Source organism: Microcystis protocystis FBCC-A270, from assembly GCF_050500235.1.
In the GTDB taxonomy this organism is placed as follows: Bacteria; Cyanobacteriota; Cyanobacteriia; order Cyanobacteriales; family Microcystaceae; genus Microcystis; species Microcystis ichthyoblabe_A.
The window spans coordinates 3,102,877-3,123,752 of the sequence record NZ_CP191407.1 but is presented as its reverse complement, the minus strand read 5'-3'; the positions used below and the strand labels follow the sequence as shown (position 1 = coordinate 3,123,752).

At 42.8% G+C, this 20,876-nt stretch carries 16 protein-coding genes, 1 other RNA gene and 4 pseudogenes; 11 read left to right on the top strand and 10 right to left on the bottom strand.

Features of this window, described 5'->3' with window-relative positions; all coding sequences use genetic code 11:
- The first annotated feature begins 130 nt into the window (after positions 1 to 130).
- From ACQY1X_RS15105 to ACQY1X_RS15085, 5 genes are all read left to right on the top strand, one after another.
- Positions 131 to 1,222 carry an ISAs1-like element ISMae8 family transposase gene (locus ACQY1X_RS15105; RefSeq protein ID WP_430013059.1) on the top strand — a complete coding sequence of 364 codons (1,092 nt, stop codon included), beginning with the start codon at positions 131 to 133 and terminating at the stop codon, positions 1,220 to 1,222.
- A gap of 492 nt (positions 1,223 to 1,714) precedes the next feature.
- Complete coding sequence (locus ACQY1X_RS15100) at positions 1,715 to 1,936, top strand: hypothetical protein (protein ID WP_148045307.1); 222 nt, start codon at positions 1,715 to 1,717, stop codon at positions 1,934 to 1,936.
- 257 nt (positions 1,937 to 2,193) lie between these two features.
- Positions 2,194 to 3,417, top strand: coding sequence for an aminotransferase class I/II-fold pyridoxal phosphate-dependent enzyme (locus tag ACQY1X_RS15095; protein WP_430014840.1), 1,224 nt, complete (start codon positions 2,194 to 2,196; stop codon positions 3,415 to 3,417).
- Positions 3,418 to 3,572: 155 nt separating this feature from the next.
- Positions 3,573 to 4,388 carry a prohibitin family protein gene (locus ACQY1X_RS15090; RefSeq protein ID WP_002732478.1) on the top strand — a complete coding sequence of 272 codons (816 nt, stop codon included), beginning with the start codon at positions 3,573 to 3,575 and terminating at the stop codon, positions 4,386 to 4,388.
- Between the two features lie 316 nt (positions 4,389 to 4,704).
- On the top strand, positions 4,705 to 5,955 hold the full coding sequence (locus tag ACQY1X_RS15085) for a vWA domain-containing protein (protein ID WP_002732528.1): 1,251 nt from the start codon (positions 4,705 to 4,707) through the stop codon (positions 5,953 to 5,955).
- Between the two features lie 5 nt (positions 5,956 to 5,960).
- Here the strand turns inward: ACQY1X_RS15085 and ACQY1X_RS15080 are convergent, their stop codons facing one another.
- Entirely contained in the window at positions 5,961 to 6,863 is a 903-nt protein-coding gene (locus ACQY1X_RS15080; protein WP_430014839.1) for a DMT family transporter, read from the bottom strand.
- 128 nt (positions 6,864 to 6,991) lie between these two features.
- Between ACQY1X_RS15080 and ACQY1X_RS15075 the strand changes: the two genes are divergently transcribed.
- The 4 genes from ACQY1X_RS15075 to ACQY1X_RS15060 all read left to right on the top strand — a co-directional run bounded on the left by ACQY1X_RS15075 (position 6,992) and on the right by ACQY1X_RS15060 (position 10,140).
- Positions 6,992 to 7,384 (top strand): pre-16S rRNA-processing nuclease YqgF, encoded by a 393-nt coding sequence (locus ACQY1X_RS15075; protein ID WP_316578412.1) that lies wholly within the window; start codon positions 6,992 to 6,994, stop codon positions 7,382 to 7,384.
- Between the two features lie 39 nt (positions 7,385 to 7,423).
- Positions 7,424 to 8,578, top strand: a complete 1,155-nt coding sequence (gene gshA, locus ACQY1X_RS15070; RefSeq protein ID WP_002773150.1) for a glutamate--cysteine ligase — start codon at positions 7,424 to 7,426, stop codon at positions 8,576 to 8,578.
- 110 nt (positions 8,579 to 8,688) lie between these two features.
- On the top strand, positions 8,689 to 8,982 hold the full coding sequence (locus tag ACQY1X_RS15065) for a hypothetical protein (protein WP_002755534.1): 294 nt from the start codon (positions 8,689 to 8,691) through the stop codon (positions 8,980 to 8,982).
- Positions 8,983 to 9,069: 87 nt separating this feature from the next.
- Positions 9,070 to 10,140 carry a WD40 repeat domain-containing protein gene (locus tag ACQY1X_RS15060; RefSeq protein ID WP_103112127.1) on the top strand — a complete coding sequence of 357 codons (1,071 nt, stop codon included), beginning with the start codon at positions 9,070 to 9,072 and terminating at the stop codon, positions 10,138 to 10,140.
- Between the two features lie 16 nt (positions 10,141 to 10,156).
- Here ACQY1X_RS15060 and ACQY1X_RS15055 read toward each other — a convergent pair.
- The 4 genes and pseudogenes from ACQY1X_RS15055 to rnpB form a co-directional block, all read right to left on the bottom strand.
- Positions 10,157 to 10,663: pseudogene (locus ACQY1X_RS15055) on the bottom strand (ribonuclease III family protein); the annotation flags it as partial.
- A 3-nt stretch (positions 10,664 to 10,666) separates the two neighbouring features.
- The gene (locus ACQY1X_RS15050) at positions 10,667 to 11,710 is read right to left on the bottom strand and encodes an IS630 family transposase (RefSeq protein WP_069474877.1); all 1,044 of its coding nucleotides are present in this window, start codon (positions 11,708 to 11,710) and stop codon (positions 10,667 to 10,669) included.
- A gap of 90 nt (positions 11,711 to 11,800) precedes the next feature.
- Positions 11,801 to 12,001: pseudogene (locus tag ACQY1X_RS15045) on the bottom strand (ribonuclease III); the annotation flags it as partial.
- A gap of 84 nt (positions 12,002 to 12,085) precedes the next feature.
- Positions 12,086 to 12,589, bottom strand: an RNA gene (gene rnpB / locus ACQY1X_RS15040) — RNase P RNA component class A.
- 300 nt (positions 12,590 to 12,889) lie between these two features.
- Here rnpB and ACQY1X_RS15035 point away from each other — a divergent pair.
- On the top strand, positions 12,890 to 13,717 hold the full coding sequence (locus ACQY1X_RS15035) for an alpha/beta fold hydrolase (RefSeq protein WP_430014838.1): 828 nt from the start codon (positions 12,890 to 12,892) through the stop codon (positions 13,715 to 13,717).
- Here the strand turns inward: ACQY1X_RS15035 and ACQY1X_RS15030 are convergent.
- Positions 13,695 to 14,849 carry a histidine kinase gene (locus ACQY1X_RS15030; RefSeq protein ID WP_430014837.1) on the bottom strand — a complete coding sequence of 385 codons (1,155 nt, stop codon included), beginning with the start codon at positions 14,847 to 14,849 and terminating at the stop codon, positions 13,695 to 13,697. The genes ACQY1X_RS15035 and ACQY1X_RS15030 overlap by 23 nt on opposite strands.
- A 147-nt stretch (positions 14,850 to 14,996) precedes the next feature.
- Here ACQY1X_RS15030 and ACQY1X_RS15025 point away from each other — a divergent pair, with 147 nt between their 5' ends.
- Complete coding sequence (locus ACQY1X_RS15025; protein ID WP_004161142.1) at positions 14,997 to 16,586, top strand: glycoside hydrolase family 57 protein; 1,590 nt, start codon at positions 14,997 to 14,999, stop codon at positions 16,584 to 16,586.
- A gap of 270 nt (positions 16,587 to 16,856) precedes the next feature.
- Here the strand turns inward: ACQY1X_RS15025 and ACQY1X_RS15020 are convergent.
- The 4 genes and pseudogenes from ACQY1X_RS15020 to ACQY1X_RS15005 all read right to left on the bottom strand — a co-directional run.
- Positions 16,857 to 17,048: pseudogene (locus ACQY1X_RS15020) on the bottom strand (hypothetical protein); the annotation flags it as partial.
- Positions 17,049 to 17,204: 156 nt separating this feature from the next.
- A pseudogene (locus tag ACQY1X_RS15015) lies at positions 17,205 to 18,428 on the bottom strand (RNA-guided endonuclease InsQ/TnpB family protein).
- Positions 18,429 to 18,645: 217 nt separating this feature from the next.
- Entirely contained in the window at positions 18,646 to 18,864 is a 219-nt protein-coding gene (locus ACQY1X_RS15010) for a hypothetical protein (protein ID WP_287231354.1), read from the bottom strand.
- Positions 18,865 to 18,992: 128 nt separating this feature from the next.
- Positions 18,993 to 20,537 carry a serine/threonine protein kinase gene (locus tag ACQY1X_RS15005; protein ID WP_430014836.1) on the bottom strand — a complete coding sequence of 515 codons (1,545 nt, stop codon included), beginning with the start codon at positions 20,535 to 20,537 and terminating at the stop codon, positions 18,993 to 18,995.
- Between the last annotated feature and the right edge of the window lie 339 nt (positions 20,538 to 20,876).

Genomic DNA, 20,876 nt, shown 5'->3' with positions numbered 1-20,876 from the left:
AGCTCTTTTTTTATCCCTCAAAACAAAATTGATGCTCTACTAGGGCTGTTTCATTCTCCCATCAGAATATCAAAAGTAAAAGCGATCACTATCAGGTAAAATGAGGAGTGACCGCCAACCTTTCAAATATATGTTGAGCTTAATAGAAAAACTAAAACAAGTCAAGGACTTTCGGAAAGATAAAGGAAAAAGACACCCTTTATGGATAGTATTAGTAGTAATAATACTGGGAACAATGCTAGGATACTCAGGTTATAGAGAGCTAGGAGAGTTTGCTAAAAATAATCGGCACAGGCTGAGTAAAGAATTTAACATAATTCCAGAAAGAGTCCCATCCTATTCAACAATTAAAAGGGTAATGATGGGAGTTGACTGGCAGAGTTTGTTAAAAATATTTAACGAATGGGCATTAGAAGAATATGGACAAAGAGATGATATAAATTGGCTAGGGATGGATGGAAAAAGTCTCAAAAACACCCTAAAGAATCCTAATAATGAACAACAAAATTTCATCATGTTTGTCTCATTGTTTAGTCAAGAAAGTGGATTAGTATTACACTTAAAAAGAATCGAAAACAAAAAAGGGTCTGAAATCGACGAAGGGCAAGCTATAATTGAGGATTGCTCTCTCCAAAATAAAGTTTTTACTGGCGATGCTTTACACTGTCAGAAAAAAACAATCAGCTTAATAGCCAAGAGTAAAAATGATTATGTTATCACCGTTAAAGGAAATCAGAAAAATCTTTATCAGCGAATACAAGACCTGAGTAATTCCTCAAAGCCAGAAAGTTGCTTTCTCGAACAAGATAATAGTCATGGACGAAAAATATCAAGAAAAATAGAAGTTTTTAAAGTTAGAAAAAATGAAAGACAAGGGTTTGAAAATCTGCGAAGAGTTATTAAAGTAGAAAGAAAGGGTAGTCGCGGGGATAAAACCTATGAAGAAACAGCTTACTATATCAGTAGCCTAACCGAATCCGCTCAAGTATTTGCTAAAATTATTCGAGGACACTGGAAAATAGAAAATCAGTTACATTGGGTAAAAGATGTAATTTTTGAGGAAGATAAAAGCGAGATAAGTGATTTTCAAGCGGCAAGCAATTGGTCAATTCTCACAACCATAGGATTGAATCTTTTCAGAGGTTTGGGTTTTCTCTCAATAACAGAGGGACAGAGGTGGTTAGCTGAACGTTGGGAAAAACTGATAGTTTTATCGACGTAAGAAGCAGAAAAATTAGCTAAATTAACAGGATGTACTCTCAGACAATTTCAAGAGAGATAGGCTTTTAGTGGCTTGGAAACAGGCTTTATCAATCTATTCATAATAAATATTGGCAGAAGATTAAAGATTAGTTATTATGACTAACTCTTCTGATTAGAAAAAGATAAACTTGAGAATCCTCGATCAAATTTATTGACTCAAAATCAGCTATACTTAATTTAAATGAATCAACCATACCCGGAGCCCCACCACAGGGAGCCGCACCTCCCCCCGGCGGGCCGCTCTAATCATTACTAGGGTCAACCTTGGGAGCTGTTTTAAGGGAAGGATTGGCGTTGTATGATCAGTAGGCTTGTTGACAATCCCCGAAGCGCTCAGGCGAGGGATTCTTGAGCTAATCACTGCGCTTTCTGGTTTCCCCTACTCACGTCTTACACGATTATGTCCTATCCGAACCTACTAGAATATCACTTGTTATCTAGTTGTCCACTTGTGGATAGCTCTCCAAGCGTTTTGGTCTTTCAACCAATATCCGGGTATGCCCTACCCTATCTGCCTTACGGCAAAATGTTTTTAGTTTATTTCAGTCTTGGAAAAGACTTACTCCCCTGTTTTAAGAGTTTTCGGGTGGCTCTTGTCTTCTTTTTTCTCCTCAAAAGTGCCGTACTATTGCAACGGGATTTCCACGATGTGAGCGGCATTTCAACCTGTTGACTCTCAGATTTTAACACAACTGTTTAGAGTTGTGCTTCGTGTCACTGAGCCTTGACATTGAGCCTTGACATTGAGCCTTGACATTGAGCCTTGACATTGAGCCTGTCGAAATGTGTCGAAATGTGTCGAAATGTGGACACTGAGCCTGTCGAAGTGCTGTTCTATATTGGTCGGCTTTTCATCTCCGAGGTAAAACCGAGAGTTTCTTCAAGCCGACATTTAAGGTAAATGCAATACAGATCAGAATCTATTGTTTGATGGATATCCCCTCTCTACTCCACAGGGCAGAAAAGTCCCTTCTCCCCATCTTTTCGGAAATTGACGCACAGGTCAAGGAAAATCTCCGTAAAGTCCTCGCTGCTTTCCGTGAAAACCGCGTCGGGGTGCATCATTTCGCCAGTGTTAGTGGTTATGGTCATGATGACTTGGGACGGGATACTTTAGATCAAGTGTTCGCCCAAGCCCTGGGGGCCCAAAAGGCAGCGGTGCGAGTACAATTTGTTTCAGGAACCCATGCGATCGCCTGTGCCTTGTATGGGGTTCTCCGACCTGGGGATGAGATGTTAGCGGTAGCCGGTGCGCCCTACGATACCCTAGAGGAAGTAATTGGAATTAGGGGCAGTGGTCAAGGCTCTTTAAAGGATTTTGGCGTTAGTTATCGGCAATTAGAGCTAGATTCTACCGGTGCGATCGATTGGTTGGCTTTGGCAACAGCAGTGAAACCCCAAACCCGTTTAGTGCATATTCAAAGATCCTGCGGTTATTCCTGGCGATCGAGTTTGTCTATTGACGAAATCGAGAGAATTGTCCGTATGGTTAAACAACAAAACCCGAATACCGTCTGTTTTGTCGATAACTGCTATGGAGAATTTATCAGCACCCAAGAACCCACCGACGTGGGGGCAGATCTGATGGCCGGTTCTCTAATTAAAAACCCCGGAGGTACAATTGTCACGGCCGGGGGATACATAGCAGGTAAAGCGGAATTAGTGGAAATGGCCTGCTATCGTCTGACAGCACCGGGGATCGGTAGCGAGGGAGGGGCAACTTTTGACCAAAATCGTCTCCTTTATCAGGGATTGTTTCTAGCGCCGCAAATGGTGGGAGAAGCGATGAAAGGCAGTCATTTAATCGCCTATGTGGGCGATAAGTTGGGTTATCCGGTCAATCCTGCCCCTTTTGTGCCTCGACGCGATATTATTCAAGCGATTAAACTCGGTTCCCCCGATAAGCTGATTGCCTTCTGTAAAGCCATTCAAGCCTATTCTCCCATCGGTTCCTACTTGGATCCCATTCCTGCCCAAATGCCGGGCTATGAGAGCCAAGTAGTGATGGCTGGTGGCACGTTTATCGATGGTAGCACCTCGGAATTCTCCGCCGATGGACCCCTACGGGAACCCTATATCGTTTTTTGTCAGGGGGGAACCCATTGGACCCATATTTCCCTAGCTTTAGAACAAGCGATCGCCGCTTTATCTTAAACGGTCCCTCTCACTTTCCTTCTCTCCTCTAGTTAATCCCAATCGAACTTTAAAAACTCAGTTATGGATTATTTCTCACCACTTTCCCATACTTTTTAAACAGGATTATAATAACAGTGGTACGATAAAACCGATCAAATATCTAAGGAGTTGTCATGAATTACAATCGCAATATGTTCCCATTCATAGCGGGGGGAATTTTAATATTAGCTTTTACTACCATACTGCGCCCTTTTGCCGTTATTGATACTGGCGAACGCGGCGTTGTCATGTACTTTGGCAAAGTGCAAAAACAAATCCTCGATGAAGGAATTCATCCTGTTATACCGATTGTCACCAAGATCAAGACCCTCAACGTTCGAGTGCAAACAACGGAAGTAAAGGCAAAAGGAGCTTCTAAAGATTTGCAAGATGTGGAAACAACTATTATCGTTAACTGGCACATCGACCCCGACAAAGTCAATCAGATTTATCAACAAGTTGGGGATATCAATGAGATTGTCTCTGGTATTATCAACCCAGCAGTATCGGAAATTGTCAAAGCAGCAACAGCACAACGTGCCGTACAAAATATCTTGCAAGAGCGAGGAGAACTCAAACGTGAAATTGACACTTCCCTCGCCCAAAGACTAAGACGTTATGGGATAATTATCAATGATGTATCTCTCGTTAATTTTGGTTTTTCTGAAGAGTTTAACGCGGCGATTGAAGCCAAACAAGTAGCAGAACAAAAGGCACAAGAAGCTGCTTTTCGCGCACAACAAGCAGCACAGGAAGCGAAAGCGGAAATCAACCGTGCGAAGGGACAGGCAGAAGCTCAAAAACTATTGCGCCAAAACCTAACAGCAGAAATTTTACAACAACGAGCAATCGAAAAGTGGGATGGACGTTTTCCTATCGTCATGGCTGGTTCAGGCTCCCTTCCCCTGATCAATATCGATTCCAATTTATTATCATCTCAAAAAAAGTAAATAACTTTAGTTCGCATTAAAGAGATTTTACCATGACTTCCACGAAAGAATAGGGCCGACTGGCTAAGGTAAAATTTCCCACAAGAACTGCTGGGGCTGCATCTTAACTTAGTAAAAATATCGACAATCGGGAATTATCAGTGATTTTTAAATTATTCCCAATATATGAACAACCACAGGTGAGTATCGTAGATTGACAAAAATGAGATGCACCCAGTTTCCAACTTGTCTAACTCGATGCCAGACGAGAAAATAAGCACAAATTTAACTATACTCATTAGAATATAAATATCAACGACCACGATTAAAAACTCTTATGCGGGTAACTCTAAAATCGGCCTTGAGTGACAGTAATATCGATGCTAATCAAAGCAGCAGTCAACGTCAACTGATGCTATCGATCGCCGCCACCAGTGAACAGATTGACACAAATTTACCGATTAATCTTTGTTTAGTTCTCGATCATAGCGGTTCTATGCAGGGAAAACCCCTAGAAACGGTCAAAAAAGCGGCTTTAAGTTTAATAGAATCCCTCGGAGTTAATGATCGTCTCTCGGTGATAGCTTTCGATCATCGCGCTAAAGTTATTCTTCCCTCCCAATCGCGACAGGATGATCTGACCTTAATTCGCTCAAAAATTCAACAATTACGAGCGGGAGGAGGTACGGCGATCGATGAAGGGATAAAATTAGGCATTCAAGAAAGTTCCAGCGGCAGCAAAGGTTATGTATCTCATATTTTTCTGCTTACCGATGGTGAAAATGAACACGGAGATAATCAACGCTGTTTAAAATTAGCCGCAGTAGCAGCTGAGTACGGCATCACCTTAAATACCTTCGGTTTTGGCGATCATTGGAATCAAGATATCCTAGAAAAAATTGCCGATATCGCCGGCGGAAGTTTATCCTATATCGAAAGACCCGAACAGGCTTTAATTGAATTTACTCGTCTGTTTAACCGTCTGCAATCTGTGCGGTTAACTAACGCTTTCCTGCAATTAGAATTAGATGCTCGGACTCATTTAGCCGACTTAAAACCCATTGCCCAAGTTGCTCCAGAAACTATAGAAATGAGCTTACAAAAAGAGGGCAATTTTTACATCACCCGTTTGGGGGATTTAATGATAGATGAAGAAAAAATTCTCCTCCTCAATCTCTATATTGACCAAATTCCCCCCGGTACTCACACCATAGCTAAGGTGAAGATTCGCTACGATGATCCCGCTTCCGGTCAAAAAGGGCTAGAAACTGCGACTTTTAGCCTTGATATCACCTCCCAAGCTCTCTATCAATCCCAATTAAACGATCAAGTTCAGAAATCAATTCTGACTTTAGCCAAATATCGTCAAACCCAAATCGCCGAAGAAAAATTAAAACAGGGCGATCGAGCAGCCGCCGCCACCATGCTACAAACCGCAGCCAAAACGGCCCTACAATTGGGAGAGAAAAATGCCGCCACTGTCCTCCAAACTAATGCCACCCGTTTACAGGTGGGAGAAGAATTGAGCGAGGGAGATTTAAAGAAAACCCGTATTATTGCTAAAACAAGACTACAAACCGATGAATAAACTACTTATTGAAACAAAATCCCAATTCCTAGCAAAGCAATTGTCACTCCGAAAATCGCCCGCAAGTTAATCCGATCCCCCATCATGGCTGCGATCGGCAGGACAAATAAAGGACTGGTAGCGGTGAGAGTTTGGGCAATACCCACAGGAGAGAATTTTAAAGCAGTTTGCTGTAACCAAATGCCTAAAAACGTACTGCCGAAAGCAGTGACAATAATAATAGCAATCAGACGCAATGACCAGTTAATCGGTGGTGATGATTCCTGACGGCGAAAAAACATTAGAATTAACACTATTCCCGTCCCCGCTAACAGACGAAACAGGGCACTCTGCAAAGAAGACATTCCCGACTGCACCAGTGCCTGACGAGATAAAACCGCCCCCACCGCTTGGGAAATCGCCGCAATTAAAGCCCAGGCAATTCCTTGCCGCCAGGGGCGTTGACTATTGATTTCGGGAGTTTTTTCGGAAATAACCCAAGCAACCCCGAAGATGGTCAAAATAATGCCAATATAAGCCGATATTTTCAGGGATTCCCCCAAAAAAGTCGCCGCTAGAATCGCCCCCAAGGGAGGCGAAAGGGTTCCTAACAGGAGGGTTTTTCGCGGTCCCAAGTAATTGAGGGCGGTAAAATAGGCCGTGTCACCGATTCCTATACCAATTGCGCCACTTGTCAAGAGTATAAATACCGAACTTTGTTGATTAACATCGTGCCATTGTCCGGAAAGGGGCAGCGTCAGGGCAATTAAAGCGATCGCGACTACTCCTTTCAGAAAATTAAGCAATAAAGGCGGGATTTTCTGGCCTAATAGGCTATAAATCGCCGCAGAAACCGCCCAAAGCGCCGCCGCACTCAAAGCCGCTATCTCTCCCGTTAAATTTTCACCGAGACTAAATCCGTTGAGCATTATTATATTTGTCAGGAGACAGTATTAAGAAGACTCCGAGACTATTTTTATTTATTATCCCCACTTCCCACACCCCCGCTAATTTAGTGATTTAATAAAACCGACCACTGCTGCAGAAGATAAAAACTATGTGTATTCTCGGTTTTGATCCGGGTAAGGATAAATGTGGGATCGCGGTCAGGTCATCGACGGGGAAAATTTATACCCATGAGGTGATATCATCGTCACAAGCGATCGAGCGTTTAGCCAGTCTCTGTCAACAATATCCGATCGAATTATTGGTGATGGGGAATCAAACCACCTCAAAAAGTTGGCACGAAAAAATTGCCGCTCGTGTCACCATCCCGATTACTCTAGTAGATGAACGCAATAGTACCCTAGAAGCTCGCGATCGCTATTGGCTGATGTTTCCCCCCAAAGGATTACAGAAACTCATCCCCCAAGGTATGCGTCTTCCCGATCGCCCCATTGATGATATAGTGGCGATTCTGCTGATTGAACGTCATTTACAGTCAAAATAATGTCACACTACAAAATAGACACAGCAGGGTGAATTGACGATGCTCCTAAGTAAAGGTTTTGAAGTGGAAATGTACACCGGAACAGCAGCCGGAGAAATTATCGGTTTATCCGATCGCATTGTCAAGGATTTAGATGGTTTTGTCCGGGAACCGGATAGTCGTAACGTAGAATATACCACGGCTCCCATGACTAACTATGACCGTCTTTTATGCGCTACTTTAAAACCTCGTCTAGCTCTACGGCAATATTTGCGTCGTTTAGGCGATTATACCCTCATCCCCGGCAGTACCCTCTCCTTGGGCGATAGTCAATATTTTTATCGCAGTGACCCCCACAATCCCTATCATGACTATATCGAACAGACCTACGGCACTAATGTAGTCACGGCCAGTATTCATATTAACGTCGGTATTAGCGATTATGAGGATTTAATGCGTGCCTGTCGCTTAATTCGCCTAGAAGCTCCTTTATACTTGGCTTTAAGTGCTTCCTCTCCCTTTCTCGACGGTAAAATCACCGGTTCCCATTCCCGTCGTTGGCAAGTTTTCCCCCAAACTCCCGCTTATGTTCCCCTCTTTGAAAGTCATAAACATTTTGTCACTTGGACCGAGGAACAATTAAAACTCGGTACGATGCAGAATGTTCGTCATCTCTGGGTTTCGGTACGTCCTAACGGTAGCAATCGTCCCTATAATCTCAATCGTCTAGAATTGCGAATTTGTGACCTGATTGCTAATCCTATTAGTTTATTAGCAGTTATGGCTTTTTTAGAGGCCCGTTTAACTCAACTTTTACAAGATCCCCAATTAGACCCCTTAATTTTAAGTCAATTACCCAGTAGCAATCGCAGCGAGGATTTATTAACTTTAACCCAAGAAAACGAACAGGCTGCCGCACGTTTTAGTCTTGATGCCACCCTGAGACATTGGTACGATGGCCGGGAAATCTTAGCTAGGGATTGGATTAAAGACCTCTATGTTCAAGTTTATCCCGTTGCTAAAGAAAAGGGTTTTAGTTGTTTCCTCTCTCCCCTACAAAAAATCCTCCGTGAAGGTAACACCGCACAACAATGGTTAAAACAATCCGACCAGGGGATGGATGTTAAAAGTATTATCAAACAGGCGATTATTACCCTAGAAAAACAGGAACGAGAGTTAGAACATAAATTATGTCAACATATTCTAGTTGCCTGAATAAAAGACTTTTTCTCTAATTATTTGGCTCTCTTGAGGTTATATCGACAACATTTTTCAGGATGATAGGATAAGCTGGAATTATCGAAACCGTAGAAATAATAGATAAAATGAGTAATCTCCTCTGGCCGCGTTTCCTCAAGAAAGCTTACCGTCAAGAACCAATAACTAGCTTTATCTTTACCGCAGCGGCAATAGATGTCATCATCGGGGTTCTAGGACAAAGATGGACACTGCTATCCTTAGGGGCAACGATTATGGCGATCGCTATATTCGCCAGGTGGCAACAGAGCCAAAAAAGCAAGGCAATCAACAAAGAAGAAGCAGCAAGATACTATTTACCGCCCCAATCAAGTCAAGTAGCTTTACCAACCCTGAAAAACGAAAAAAATCGACCTTCTTAGCTCAGAAATCTGACCTTGCTTGGCAATCAATCCCCTCAAAGGCTAGAATCTATAGCACCGTTCATTTGTTAATATTCAACTAAATTTATGAAATTCCGATTTACGCGTGGGGAGAAACTTGTCGGGGCAATTGTGGTCAGTGTCTTAACCACGCTGACAATCGGGCAACATCAGCTTAGTCATGCCCAAAATCCCATTGCCCCCCCTAAACCCGCGGCTGAAAGTGGCGAAAAAACCCCAGAAACTATCCTAGTAGAAGGTTTAGGCAGACTTACCCTCGCTAAAACCTTAGAAGGGCAACAATCCACCCCTAATGCTGTGATTTTCAGCCCCGATAACCAATTAGTTCTCGCTGGTGGTAGTGATACGGATCCTCTCCTGAGAATTTGGTCCGTAAAAACAGGGCAAAAAGTTTCCCAAACTCGCGCCCAAAGAACCAGCGTCAAAGCTTTAGCCATTAGTCCCAACGAAAGATTATTAGTTAGTAGCGGTTTAGATGGTTCGATTAATTTTTGGAATCTGGTGGAAGGCAAGTATTTGGGAATTGCCCTCGAACACGGTAATACGGTCCTCGCCCTTACCGTTACTCCCGATGGTAAAACGTTAATTAGTGGTGGTTTGGAAGGAATTCGCCTCTGGACAGTGCAACCCCCCCGCCGTCCCCTCTATCGTTTAAATTGGGTGGGTAATTTTGTTTATTCCTTAGGCATGAAATCCGATGGTGTCACCCTTGCCAGCGGTCATGAAAACGGTGAGGTACATTTTTGGGACATCCGCGAGGGCAAATTTTTATCGAAATTTGCTGCCCATCCCCAAGCGGTGAGCCAGCTTTTATACACTCCCGACGGTAAAAATTTAATTACCGGTAGTTTAGACCGCACGATTAAAATCTGGGATACGAGCAATAATCAGTTATTATTTACCCTCGTCGGTCATACGGCCCGAATCCGTTCCCTGGCACTCCATCCTAAGGGACAAATTCTCGCTAGTGCTAGTAATGACGGTGTGCGTTTATGGGATGTGACCACGGGGAAACAATTGGCCTGGTTTGATAATAATTCCGACTGGGTGGAATCCCTAGCTTTTAGTCCCGATGGGCAGTATTTAGCTAGTGGTAATTATGATTTTAAAATTCGCCTCTGGCAATTCGTTCGTTAGGCAAAAATGCCCCCATTTAGCCTTTAACCACTTCTAGAAAAGCCGATTTCGCCGCTGCCTGTTCCGCTGCTTTTTTGCTTCTGCCAGTTCCCACTCCTAATTTTTGCTCATTTAACCACACTTCCGCGCAAAAACGTTCTTGATCTAAACCATTGATTTCTTTAACTAAATATTGCGGCAGTTTTTTGTATTTTGCTTGTGTCCACTCCTGCAAGGCATCCTTATAATTCTGTCGGGCCGGATCTCGACGAATTTCGGCCGCTTTTTCCCGCAGTGGCTCATCTAGCCAAGAACGCACTAACATCATTGTCTGTGTACTAAGATATAATGCTCCCAAGACCGCCTCAAAAGCGTCTGCTAGTCGAGAAATTCGCCCCGCTCGGTCAATGCTCGTACTACTTGATACCAATAAATAACGCTCGAAACCGTAGCGATCCGCAAATTCCGCCAGAGTGCGATCGCTAACCATCATCGATCGCAGGGCAGCAAATTCTCCCACGAGCGCCTCCGGATAGGTTTCTATACTTTAGACGTTCATAATCTGAGATTTATTAAACTTCTGAAATCTTAGAGTCAGCAAGGAATCCAGTTCTTTTTTATGTTTCAGATGGGCATCATTCAGACATTCATAAATGGCTGAAGAAAAGTCAGAAAAGTTTTCATAATATTTACCATGTAAACATTTCTTTTTGACAAATTTCCACAGCCTTTCAATTAAATTTAGATTAGGCGAATAAGACGGCAGATAGAGTAGCTCTATTGACAAAGAAAGAGCCAATTCTTCAACAATTTTACATTTCTGATAGCGGGCATTATCTAAGACTAGAGTGATGGGAATCATTAGTCCTAAAGCAGCTATTTTTTCAAGAAGTTCACAGACTTGAGTTGCCGTAATATAAGTGTCATTAGTAACTAGAATAACTTCATGAGTTATTGCATTTAATGCTCCTAAAACATTGAAGCGTTTACGCCCGCTCGGTGACTTAACAAAAAGTCTCTCAAAACACCAAACAAAACCGAGAAATGCTCCCATGACGAAGTGAGCGGCATCAACAAAAAAAACAGCCCTTTTTCCTTCTTTAGCCTCATTTAGTCTGGGTTCTAGCTTTTTTTCTTTGTAGTCTTCTTGTTCATCTGGGTCAGCTTTAGAAGGAAGAGAACCTATTTTTAAACATTTCATTCCCAAGGATTTTAAGAATTTCCTCACTTGGGTAGGACTTCGTTTTATCCCTGTCAATTCTTCTATTCTATATACAGCTTCATTTATTGTGGCTGGTGGATTTTTCTCGAAATATTTTTTGAGTGTTTCTCTTTGAGACTCTAATTCACTTTTAGGGCGATAGAAGTTGATTTCTTTTAATTTTTCTATTCCGCCCTCTTGATAATCTCGAAGATAGGTTAATAAGGTATTTGGCGAGATTCCTGCTAACTGACAAATTTTTTTGTGCGGTATCTTTTGGCTTTTTAACCAGAGAACTTCCATCTTCAGTTGAACCCGGGGATGAGGATGATGAAATCTTTCATAATACAGTGAGTTCTTTTCTTCTTCCGTGAATTCTAGGTTAATCATGTTTTTAATGAGTGCTTTGCTTCTAATTATGACTCTTGAACTATATTATTGTCTTTGAGTAAAAAATGCAAGTTATAACCGTGCAAAGTATAACAATACCTCCGCCGCCACGAGTCTTACCACAGAATCGCCTACAAATTCCAATTGTTCATAATTCTTATCACGGGAAACACTGGGATGAGTTAGGGCCAAATCTAATAAATCCCATCTGACGGGGACATCAGCTGATAAACCCAGCTTTTCCACTAGGGTTTTTAATTGTTTTTGGCGACGCGGATCACTTAAGGACATGGGAGCGGGAAGAAGGGGGTGTAGGGTGTGGGGTGTGGGGTGTGGGGAGCTTTTTCAGTAAACTGATAACTGATAACTGATAAAGGAGAGAGTCAGACATAAGCCGAATTCTGTATTTCCCAACAGCAGTAAAATTGCTTTTACCTTTGTTGGAATAGAGGTTATCTATCTGGGATAATTGTTACCAATTACCTCAAGCGGTTCCTAAAAACGGGACAGGAAAAAGACCAACCTTTGTCCCTCCACCTTGCTCCCCACCGGGGTTTACCGAGCCAGTACCTCTCAATACTGCTGGTGCGCTCTTACCGCACCTTTGCACCCTTACCCCCAATCAGTTATCAGTTATCAGTTATCAGTTATCAGTGGAAAGTTATCAGTGAAAAGTTATTAGTTATCAGTGAATTTACTTTCGTTACTGATTACTGATTACTGATTACTGATTACTGAAAAAAGGGGGCGGTATTTTTCTGTGGCACTATCCTCACGCTCACGCGCACTGGACGTTATCCAGCAAGTGTGGTCTTTCGGGAGTTCGGACTTTCCTCGGAATCATTAATCAAATGACCCCGCAACCTCTAGACCAACTCTCTCTTATTCTCTAGTATGACTTACCAGAGACTCGATCGCTCATATATCCTAGTCAATAATCAGTGATCAGTAAACAGTGAACAGTGAAAAGACAGCAGGAAACTGCTATTTAATACTGCTCGCTTAATAAGTAGTCGTGCAAAATTAATTTCCTAGTGAAGATAGGCAAGAGGCAAGAGGCAAGAGCGGGGTTAGATGTGTGTAATTAATTTTGCTTAGGTACTTACATACTGCTCACTTAAAACTCAAATCTGATAACTGGTAACTGGTAACTGATAACTGATAACTGATAACTGATCAATGTCGATCGCTCTCAACGTTAACATCAAAGGTAATGGCTACCCGATCCTATGTCTGCACGGTCATCCCGGTTCGGCAGGTAGTATGTCTGTATTTACCGATCACTTTTGCCAACGTTGGCAAACCCTGGCCCCGGATCTGCGCGGCTACGGTAAAAGTCGTTATCGCCCGGATTTTCAGCTAGAAGAACATCTAGAGGATTTAATCGAGCTGCTCGATCGCCAAAAAATCCAGCAATGTTTAATTCTCGGTTGGTCTTTGGGGGGTATAATCGCACTGGAATTAGTATTGCGGCATCCCGATCGCTTTCCTGGTTTAATTCTCGTGGCCTCGGCCGCACGGCCTTGGGGTAGTCATCCTCCTATCACCACCACAGATCTGATTTTGACGGGGATGGCGGCAATTCTCAATCAGATTAAACCGGGATGGCGTTGGAATATTGATACTTTTGCCCGTCGTTCGCTGTTTCAGTACCTTTTTTCACAACATCAAGCGATATCCTATCAATATCTCGCTCAAGATGCTGTTACCGCCTACTTAGGCACTTCTCCAGCTGCTAATCGCGCTTTAAATCGGGCTTTAAAAAAAGGTTACAATTGTTTAAAATCTCTTGACAAAATCACAATTCCCTGCTTAGTTCTGGCGGGGGCAAATGATCGCCATATTACCAGTGCCTCGAGCCAAGAAACAGCCGAAAACCTGAAACTGTCTCAGTGGAAATGTTACCCAGATACAGCCCATCTTTTCCCCTGGGAAATCCCCGACCTAGTTTTAGGGGACATTGATAATTGGTTAGCGGAACATTTTAGCGATAAACTGGCAGAGTGAAGTGAAAACTACTGCCGTGGTCGGGGACACTATCCACCCAAATTTGACCGTAGTGGGCGCGAATAATCTTGCGACAGACCGATAACCCGATGCCATAACCTTCTTTACCCTCATCCCGTTTGAGACGCACATGACCCTCAAAAATATGCTCTTGTTTCTCTTCGGGAATGCCGGGGCCAGTATCACTGATGCTCACCTGTACTTTTTGAGTAGTACGATGGAGGACAGAAAGGGTAATTGCGCCGCCAGCGGGAGTATATTTGATCCCATTCTCCAAGAGATTAATAATCACCTGTCGGATTAACTCCTCATCAGCATAGACGGGGGGCAAATCTTGGGGGATATCGCTTTGGAGAATTAAAGTCTTTTCCTGAAAAGTATCGGTAAATTGAGACAAAATTTCCTGACAAAGAGCTTGCAGATAAAATTTACTCTGGTGGAGAGTGAATTGCGCCGCCATGCTCTTAGAAGCTTGCAGAATATCCGTAATCAAACGGTTCATAATCCGGAACTGTTTGCGGGCCTGTTGGTGCAGTTGTTCTCGTAATTGCAGACTGCGCTCAGTATCTGGTTGATGATAGGCTAATTCGAGGGTTTCCACGGCGATGGAAGCGGCGGTAAGAGGACTGCGTAAATCGTGGGCTAACATAGCCAAAATTTGGTCTTTAAATTTTAATTGTTCTAATAATTCTTCCTTTTCCTGTTTGAGACGAAAAACCTCATCGGCGATGCGGATGAGTTCGCCCGAATGTTCCACCTCTTGAAGTTGTGCATCCTCAGCGTGATCATTTTTAATCTCCTCTTTAATCGCTTTTTGCCAACGTACCAACCATTTTTTAAACTGTTCCACCAGATTGCTGCCCGCGAGGGTATGGCGGGGGCCGGGGGCAATTTTGACCAAGGCGGGGGTAGCTACAAGGCGAAAATGTTCGACTAAATGAGGTTGCTGGCGAATTTCGATGATTTGTAGGTCAATTGGGTAATCAGACTGTAAAGACTGGAGATAGGACTGAATTTGACGGATAATTTCTTGAGAACTGGGACGGTCATCAACAAATAGCAAAAGTTGAATCGAGAGAGGCGTTGTCGTCTCTCTTCCTAAAGCAGTCAGTGGCTCGTTAGATGGGAGCATCGGAAAATTAGTAAACCTAGGGATTAACGGGATCGATCGACGATTGATCGACTTTTATCATATTCTTTATTGTAGAAGCTTAAGATAGTATAAAATCTACTCAACCTAATCTTAAAGTTTTATTCCTTAATTCTAAGAAGAAATCCTATGGCTTTTGGCTATGTTGCCCTAGTTCTCCACGCGCATCTCCCTTTCGTCCGCCATCCCGAAAGCGATTACGTCCTCGAAGAAGAATGGTTATACGAAGCAATCACAGAAACCTACATCCCTCTCCTGCAAGTTTTTGAAGGTCTCAAGCGGGATGGTATCGATTTTAAAATGACCATGAGCATGACTCCGCCTTTGGTGTCGATGCTGCGGGATCCGTTACTGCAAGAGCGTTATGAAGAACACTTAGGTAAGTTAGAAGAATTAATTGCTAAAGAAATCGACCATAATCAACATAATGGCCATATTCGCTACTTAGCTGAATATTACGCTGAATCCTTCCAAAGTATCCGACAAACTTGGGAAAAATACGATGGAGATCTGGTCAAAGCCTTTAAACAATTCCTCGACAGTAATAACCTAGAAATTATCACCTGTGGTGCGACCCATGGTTATATGCCCCTGATGAAAATGTACCCACAAGCGGTGTGGGCGCAAATTGAGGTGGCCTGTCAACACTACGAAGAAAATTTCGGTCGTCGTCCCAAGGGCATTTGGTTGCCGGAATGTGCCTACTATGAAGGGGTAGAAAGAATGTTAGCCGATGCGGGCATTCGTTACTTCCTCGTCGATGGCCACGGTATTCTCTACGGTCGTCCGCGCCCCCGTTACGGCAGTTACGCGCCCATTTTCACAGAAACCGGGGTGGCCGCTTTCGGTCGTGACCACGAATCTTCCCAACAGGTTTGGTCTTCCCAAGTCGGTTATCCGGGGGATATAGTTTATCGGGAATTCTATAAAGATTTGGGCTGGGAAGCGGAATACGAGTATATTAAGCCCTATATCATGCCCAACGGTCAACGCAAGAATATAGGCATTAAATACCACAAAATTACTAGCCGGGACGGTGGTTTATCGGAAAAAGGGCTTTATGACCCCTACTGGGCCAAAGAAAAAGCCGCCGAACACGCGGGCAATTTTATGTATAATCGCGAGCGACAAGTGGAGAGTTTAGCGGGAATTATGGGCCGTCCCCCCCTGGTTGTTTCTCCCTACGATGCCGAGTTATTTGGTCACTGGTGGTATGAGGGACCCTGGTTTATTGATTTTCTGTTCCGTAAGTCCTGGTATGACCAAAATATCTACCAAATGACCCATTTAGCCGATTATCTCCGGTCTAACCCCCATCAGCAGGTCTGTCGTCCTTCCCAATCCAGTTGGGGTTATAAGGGTTTTCACGAATACTGGCTAAATGAAACCAACGCTTGGATCTATCCTCACCTGCACAAAGGCACGGAACGGATGATTGAATTAAGTCATCATGAAGCGGAGGATGAATTGCAGGAACGGGCTTTAAATCAGGCGGCCCGGGAGTTATTATTAGCGCAATCTTCTGACTGGGCTTTTATTATGCGAACCGGTACCATGGTTCCCTATGCTGTCCGGCGCACTCGTTCCCATCTGCTGCGATTAAATAAAATCTATGAAGATGTGAAATCCGAGAAGATTGACTCTGGTTGGCTGGAAAAAGTCGAGGAAATCGATAATATTTTCCCCAATATTGATTACCGTGTCTATCGACCTCTGTAATCTCGGTTAGAGATTAATAAAAATTTTGGTGCGTTACAAGCTGTAGCGCACCTTGTTGCTTTCTGATTCACTCATTACTTGATCTCCTGTAGATTTCTGCACTATCTACAAAAATAGTACCCAACTTATAATACAGAAGTAGGCATTGGGAATGGATGATGGCTAATAGCGAAAGTGAAGAGCGGCAGATAGCTTTGGCAATATACACAAATATTAGTCTCGTCCCCTCGACGGCGTTGTTATGCCGCATCTTCACCGATTACCCCAAAATTACATCCGTTTCAGCAACTCATCATACTCATCATGTGCGCCAATCCAGTACCAATAAATATGCTCAGACTCTAACAAACCCAAAGCCCGATAGTTAAGGCTGACACGAGCGGAGTAGATCGGTTGCTTTTGACTGACTTGTTTAAACTGAAGGCTGGGGTGATACGGATCTTCTTGCCAGAGTGCATAAGCTTTTGCTGCTTGTTACTGAACTGATGCGGGAAGATTATTAAGCTGTTTACGAAACATTTTGGTGACACTTGATTTCATTTTTGTGTCGGAAATAGTTAGTAAAAGTATAGTCAAATATAGACAGACTGAATTCCATTTCAGAAATTCCTTTCACTTTTACTTCGAGAGATTGATTCTCCTTGGGTGAACTACGCACCTCTCTATCCCATAGCGGTTAAACGCATTTGGGAATGCTTTTCGTAAAATATTGTAGGAACCCATGACATCAGATTGAATCAGAATCCCCTTATCTGTACGATATAACCCTCGCGAAATTCAGTTTCCTGAAAACACTGGTTTTTCAGTTATCTGTCCATAAACAGGGAGAGGATCGTCATTCAAAAAATTAGCAACGGAGGTATAGGATTCTTCTTGAATAATCACAGAGATTCCTACTAATTGACATTTATAACTAATCATGTCAATTAATCGAGCATGAGGGATGGTCACAAATTTTTGATTGTTGACTTTTCCTAAGTTCACTTCTTGTTTCCAACCGTCATTTTTCCCAATTACTAAAGTTGTTATCTCTTGGTCAACTAAGAGATTGACTAAATAACGACTAGCTCGGTGAAGATAATTATCTATCTTCTGATTACGACAGCGAGTTAAACAGCGAATCCTCTGGGAACTTTGACGATTGCCTTTTAACAGAGATTGTAACTCAGCCCGACGTTGGTTATAAAATTGATTCAGGCTTTTTAACGGTCTGCCATTAATCAACAAAGGGATAAAGTCTGGTTGATTTGAAGTTACAGCCATCAAATTATCTATGCCTAAATCCATCGCAGCTATCTTTTCATTAGGAGCTAAGAACTGTTCGGTTTTCTCATAAATTACCTCGATTACATAACAATCACATTTAGGAACTATTCTGACTTCTGCTATGCGCTCCGCTACTCTCGTCGGCAAGGCAATTGAAGTACCTGATAGTTTGACTATTCCTTGCCTAAGACCTACTTTGCTTATAGCTTGAATCGTGTAAACTAAGAGATTTCTTCCTTTTTTTGGCTCCTTATAGCTAGGGATTTTGGGTTTTCCCAGAAATTTATCGGGGTGACTTTTAAACTCTGATGAAGCGGCAAAAAATGATTGCCAGTTCCGGTCTAATCCTCTCAAAACTTGTTGGGAAACTTTAGCGGGTAAAGCTTGATACTGTTCTGTCTTTTTCATCAGAGAGGCCATCTGATTATAGGTCAAATAGCCATGACCATAAATGAAGTTTTGTCGGATTAAATAATTGGCTGAGTTGTAGAGATTTTTAGACTGCCAAGATAAATTATCTATCTCAGCCCAAAATCGATGTCCTTTCTTGATAATGTGTCTTTCTGCTACTAACATATTATCCGTTGTCTTTTAACTCAGCGTCGGGTTTTGAAGGGTTGTCATCCGTTGTGATAATTGTACCAGAAGGCAATTGATAGCCTGTTAAATTCCCTTGTTTCCACCACCTCCAAGCCGTTCGATAACTTATTCCTGTTTTTTTTGCCTAGTCCGATAGTTTCGTCTGTACATACTACCATGAATGACTATATATGACCATATTTGTATTGAAACTTTACAATACTTCACTGGCTAGAGTAGTTTCACCCATTGCTATTTCCTGACGCACCATCGCAGTCATCTGCTCCCATTGCTCATCTGTTGTGGCAGCAAAACTAGCTTCCCATTTTTGCTCGTCTTTCAACTCATCCAGAAACCGTGATGCGATTGCATCCTGTTGTTCGGGCGGAAGTTGTTGGATTTGAGCGATCGCCTGTTGCAGCAGTTTAGTCATAGGTTCATCGCAGTAAATACTGCAATCACATACAGTTCCTCGATTCTAACCGAAGTTCAGAAAAATTTTTCGTCAGACTCAGGAACTATCTAGGCTCCACTACGAACTTCCCATCGAGATAATGGCGATTAAATTGGTATGCCTTGGGCTAATTCCGACTCTAATTTGGCCAGAATTTTGGGTTTAAGTTCCTCCAGTTTCTGTTTTAACGTCTGCTTGCTAATTTGCGGGCTGCCCACTGGAGCTAATTGACTATCTCTCACCCATTGCTGCAAAATTTGGCATTGATTGGCGGGAATATTAGCGGTGATCACATTTTCACAGATTGGGCCACCTTCGAGGGAGAAAAATAAAATCCAGTATTGACCGGTTTCGGCAAGGGTTTTGGTCATTTTTTGACCCTGGGGGGTTTTTAAGTCCAAATAACAGGGCAACCAGCGGGGTCCCTGTTGACGATGATAGAGGACAGTAATCCAGAGAATCATCGGGTGGGGTGTGGGTAAGAAGAGGAATTGATTATAACGGACACTAGCAACCCGGACGGGGATATCTTCTCGATCCAACATTACCCATAAACTGGCAAAAACGCCGTCGGCAGCCTTGATACAGCGTGGGAAGACGATTTTTTGGCGCGGTTTATCCTCGGGCCAAATGGATTTGAGACAGATATCCTTGGTATTCGCGAGAGCAAGATCGGTTCGATCTAAATCTTCAAGGGTTTTAGTTTTGGTGGTGTAATCGTCGATTTTTTTGACTATTTCATCGATACGATGCAATTTATTCGGTTGATTATTTTTGACTAGGGGTTCGAGTCGTTCGAGAAGTTGTAGTATATCTGTAATACTTTGCGGTCGATCGCTGGGTGCTTTGGCTAAACAGCGCAGGATTAACTGTTCTAATTCTGGCGGTAATTGCAAGCTAGGATTAAAGGGACGGGGTTTAGCGTGGTGGTGAACCTCATACCAACTGCCAAAGGAGGAATTATCGGGAAAAAAGGGCGTTTTTCCCGTGAGCATCTCGTACATCACGATCCCGAAACTGTAGATATCGGAACGATGATCGAGTTCTTTACCTTCCATCTGTTCTGGGGAACAATAGGCTAAGGTTCCCATAAACGATTGGGTTTGGGATTCTCCCGACTGGATGAGTTTAGCGATGCCAAAATCGAGAATTTTCACCAATTCTCCTAATCCTGAGTCCTGAACCACGATAATATTGCTAGGTTTGATGTCCCGGTGAATAATCGGACAGATCTCGCCTTGGAAGATAATACCCTTATGAGCGCATTCGATGCCGAAACAAATCTGACGGGTGAGATGAAAGAAGCGCGAGAGAGGCAGCGGGTGATATTTGATGATTTCTCCTATGCTTTCCCCCTGCAAAAATTCCATGACGTAGAAGGGGACTTCCTTTTCATCTATACCGTAATCACGAACTTTAACAATATGAATACTTTTTTCGCCTAAAAGTGCCGAAATAGTTGCCTCTCGCTCGAAACGTTCACGCATTCTTTTGTTGAGGAGAGTTTGCGAGAGAAATTTCACGGCGACGGTTACGCCACCTAATAGTTTATCTTCCGCTCGATATACTTGTCCCATGGCACCGCTACCGATCAACTCGACCAGTTGGTATCGATTGGCAAGTAGGCGCCGATGTCTAGATTCTGCCGACATAGCTAGGCTAACGTTTTAATTATAGTGAGTCTGATGGAGAGAGTTTCTTAAAGAACCGCTGCAATTCCTAAGTGATCAAGAGGACTTAACTCTAGAATGCCCTTTTTTTAGGCTAAAAACATGATTGTGAATATATATTTTCAGGCATTTTTAGCCATTGCCCCTAGCATAATTAATTTTTGGGGGTTGAAAAAAATGAAAAAACTAAGTATAAATTAACATAAAATCTCTAAATAAACCATTTAATTGATTTTCCTCCCTCCTGACTGCTGCCTACTGACTCCTAAAGAAGTACTACAGGCAAATCCCTAACCCGCGTAAAACTTTTTTGCCGCAAGT

Excerpts from the sequence above, each read along its gene's own strand:
- ACQY1X_RS15030 (WP_430014837.1), bottom strand. The coding sequence starts at position 14,849 with ATGCTCCCATCTAACGAGCCACTGACTGCTTTAGGAAGAGAGACGACA.
- ACQY1X_RS15080 (WP_430014839.1), bottom strand. The coding sequence starts at position 6,863 with ATGCTCAACGGATTTAGTCTCGGTGAAAATTTAACGGGAGAGATAGCG.
- ACQY1X_RS15010 (WP_287231354.1), bottom strand. The coding sequence starts at position 18,864 with ATGACTAAACTGCTGCAACAGGCGATCGCTCAAATCCAACAACTTCCG.
- ACQY1X_RS15005 (WP_430014836.1), bottom strand. The coding sequence starts at position 20,537 with ATGTCGGCAGAATCTAGACATCGGCGCCTACTTGCCAATCGATACCAA.
- ACQY1X_RS15105 (WP_430013059.1), top strand. The coding sequence starts at position 131 with ATGTTGAGCTTAATAGAAAAACTAAAACAAGTCAAGGACTTTCGGAAA.
- ACQY1X_RS15095 (WP_430014840.1), top strand. The coding sequence starts at position 2,194 with ATGGATATCCCCTCTCTACTCCACAGGGCAGAAAAGTCCCTTCTCCCC.
- ACQY1X_RS15025 (WP_004161142.1), top strand. The coding sequence starts at position 14,997 with ATGGCTTTTGGCTATGTTGCCCTAGTTCTCCACGCGCATCTCCCTTTC.
- gshA (WP_002773150.1), top strand. The coding sequence starts at position 7,424 with ATGCTCCTAAGTAAAGGTTTTGAAGTGGAAATGTACACCGGAACAGCA.
- ACQY1X_RS15090 (WP_002732478.1), top strand. The coding sequence starts at position 3,573 with ATGAATTACAATCGCAATATGTTCCCATTCATAGCGGGGGGAATTTTA.
- ACQY1X_RS15035 (WP_430014838.1), top strand. The coding sequence starts at position 12,890 with ATGTCGATCGCTCTCAACGTTAACATCAAAGGTAATGGCTACCCGATC.
- ACQY1X_RS15060 (WP_103112127.1), top strand. The coding sequence starts at position 9,070 with ATGAAATTCCGATTTACGCGTGGGGAGAAACTTGTCGGGGCAATTGTG.
- ACQY1X_RS15085 (WP_002732528.1), top strand. The coding sequence starts at position 4,705 with ATGCGGGTAACTCTAAAATCGGCCTTGAGTGACAGTAATATCGATGCT.
- ACQY1X_RS15075 (WP_316578412.1), top strand. The coding sequence starts at position 6,992 with ATGTGTATTCTCGGTTTTGATCCGGGTAAGGATAAATGTGGGATCGCG.
- ACQY1X_RS15050 (WP_069474877.1), bottom strand. The coding sequence starts at position 11,710 with ATGATTAACCTAGAATTCACGGAAGAAGAAAAGAACTCACTGTATTAT.
- ACQY1X_RS15065 (WP_002755534.1), top strand. The coding sequence starts at position 8,689 with ATGAGTAATCTCCTCTGGCCGCGTTTCCTCAAGAAAGCTTACCGTCAA.